The following is a 2,507-nucleotide window of genomic DNA, read 5'->3' as shown; positions in this document are numbered from 1 at the left end:
CATCTTGGCACCATGACACGGCAATTTTCAAGCCTCTCGCATTATTAATGCACATACGAAAAAAAGAATTAGATGAGTGTTTTTTAAATTTCTAAATTATGTGGATCACCTAATTCAAAGCCAGCATGGTTGTCAATGGACATGGTTTGTGTGCCATTGCTAAAATTGAGTGTTTGCCAAGCGGTATCTGTGGCTTGGATTGCAGTTAAGGCTTTATCGGTAAAACTTAAACGATAACCATTGCCCCATAAGTGTTGTAATTGCCAAGAGGGTTGGGATTGAGGTGATAACTGCCAAATATAAATTTCTCTTGAGGCAGAGACAATCTGTTTGCCATCTGGACTGAAATTTGCACTTACTGGACTGAAATTTGCACTTAAAACTCTGTGTGTATACCCAGTAAAAGTTTGCAAACATTTACCTGCTAAATCCCAAAGTTTGAGACTGTTATCCCCTGAGGCAGAGACAATCTGTTTGCCATCTGGGCTGAAATTTGCACTCTGAACCCAATTTGTATGCCCAGTAAAAGTTTGTAGACAATTGCCTGCTAAATCCCAAAGTTTGAGACTGTTATCCCCTGAGGCAGAGACAATTTGTTTACCATCTGGGCTGAAATTTGCACTTGAAACCCCATGCGTATGCCCAGTAAAAGTTTGCAGACAATTGCCCGTTAAATCCCAAAGTTTAAGGCTTTTATCTATTGAAGTAGAAACAATCTGCTTACCATCTGGGCTGAAATTTGCACTCCGAACCTCATGCATATGCCCAGTAAAAGTTTGCAAACAGTTACCTGCTAAATCCCAAAGTTTGAGACTATTATCCACTGAAGTAGAAACAATCTGTTTGCCATCTGGACTAAAATTTACACACAAAACCGAACCTATATGCCCAATAAAAGTTTGCAAACAGTTACCCGCTAAATCCCAAAGTTTGAGGCTATTGTCCAATGAGGCAGAGACAATCTGTTTACCATCTGGACTGAAATTTGCACTCCAAACCTTATGCGTATGCCCAGTAAAAGTTTGCAAACAATTTCCCGTTAAATCCCAAAGCTTAAGGCTGTTATCATCTATTGAAGCAGAAACAATCTGCTTACCATCTGGACTAAAATTTGCACTCCAAACCTCATACGTACGCCCAGTAAAAGTTTGCAAACAGTTACCTGCTAAATCCCAAAGTTTGAGGCTGTTGTCCAATGAGACAGAGGCAATCTGCTTACCATCTGGACTAAAATTTGTACTCGAAACCCCATGTATATGCCCAGTAAAAGTTTGCAAACAGTTACCTGTTAAATCCCAAAGTTTGAGTTTGTTATCCGCTGAGGCAGAGATAATCTGTTTGCCATCTGGTCTGAAATTTACACAAAAAACTGAACCTATATGCCCAGTAAAAGTTTGCAAACAATTACCTGTTAAATCCCAAAGTTTGAGTTTGTTATCCGCTGAGGCAGAGATAATCTGCTTACCATCTGGGCTAAAATTTGCACTCAGAACCTCATGGGTATGCCCAGTAAAAGTTTGCAAACAATTACCTGTTAAATCCCAAAGTTTGAGTTTGTTATCCGCTGAGGCAGAGATAATCTGCTTGCCATCTGGTCTGAAATTTACACTCCAAACCACACCTGTATGCCCAGTAAAACGTTTGCAAACAGTTACCTGCTAAACTCCAAAGCTTGAGTTCGTTATCCTCTGAGGCAGAGACAATCTGTTTACCATCTGGGCTGAAATTTGCATCATGAACCCATTTTGTGTGCCCAGTAAAAGTTTGCAGACAATTGCCCGTTAAATCCCAAAGCTTAAGGCTGCCATCCCATGAGGCAGAGACAATCTGTTTGCCATCTGGGCTAAAATTTGCACTCCAAACCTCATATGTATGCCCAGTAAAAGTTTGCAGACAATTGCCCGCTAAATCCCAAAGTTTGAGACTGCCATCCCATGAGGCAGAGACAATCTGTTTGCCATCTGGGCTGAAATTTGCACTTGAACCACCAATTTCATGCCCAGTTTGCATAAACTTCAACACCTCAAGCCCAGTGATTGATTTCATGGCGTTAAGCTTACGCTGCGCAGTGTAAATATGCCAGTCCAACCGTGCAGACAGTTCTGCATGTTGAAATGAAAATTGGCATTGTGTTAATGTCCACTGATACAAGCCTGAGGTTAGCACCGAATCAGAGTTCAATTCAACATCACTGTGTAGCGTTTGTATCTGACTATGACGCCAAACAGACTTATTCAAATTACTGAGTGTTAAATGCAATTTGCCAATCGTTACTGCCGTCCATTCGCTAGCAAATAATTCTGTGGCATTAATGATAAGGCGTTGGCAGTTTAAGCCAAAAATGCTTATTTCTTGCAGTTTTAGTTGACTTAATTGCACCACTTCAAACACTGGCATAGCTAATTGGTGTTTGTGCATTGTGCTGACCATATCCAGCGCTAAGCGGGCAACAGGCGTTGTACTTTTTCTTGTTAAAGTATGGATTAGCACCTGATGCAGCTGGGTTA

General features: G+C 40.9%; 2 protein-coding genes. Both read right to left on the bottom strand.

Features of this window, described 5'->3' with window-relative positions:
* Positions 1-83: 83 nt before the first annotated feature.
* Positions 84-1,619 carry a WD40 repeat domain-containing protein gene (locus tag BAZSYMA_RS04210; protein ID WP_090715933.1) on the bottom strand — a complete coding sequence of 512 codons (1,536 nt, stop codon included), beginning with the start codon at positions 1,617-1,619 and terminating at the stop codon, positions 84-86.
* Positions 1,558-2,507 (bottom strand): WD40 repeat domain-containing protein (locus tag BAZSYMA_RS04205; RefSeq protein ID WP_420912277.1); only part of this gene is annotated, 950 nt, incomplete at its 5' end. The genes BAZSYMA_RS04210 and BAZSYMA_RS04205, both read right to left, overlap by 62 nt.

The organism is Bathymodiolus azoricus thioautotrophic gill symbiont (genome assembly GCF_001298715.1).
Taxonomy (GTDB): Bacteria; Pseudomonadota; Gammaproteobacteria; order PS1; family Pseudothioglobaceae; genus Thiodubiliella.
The sequence above is the reverse complement of the archived record's forward strand: the minus strand, read 5'-3'. Positions and strand labels throughout refer to the sequence as shown.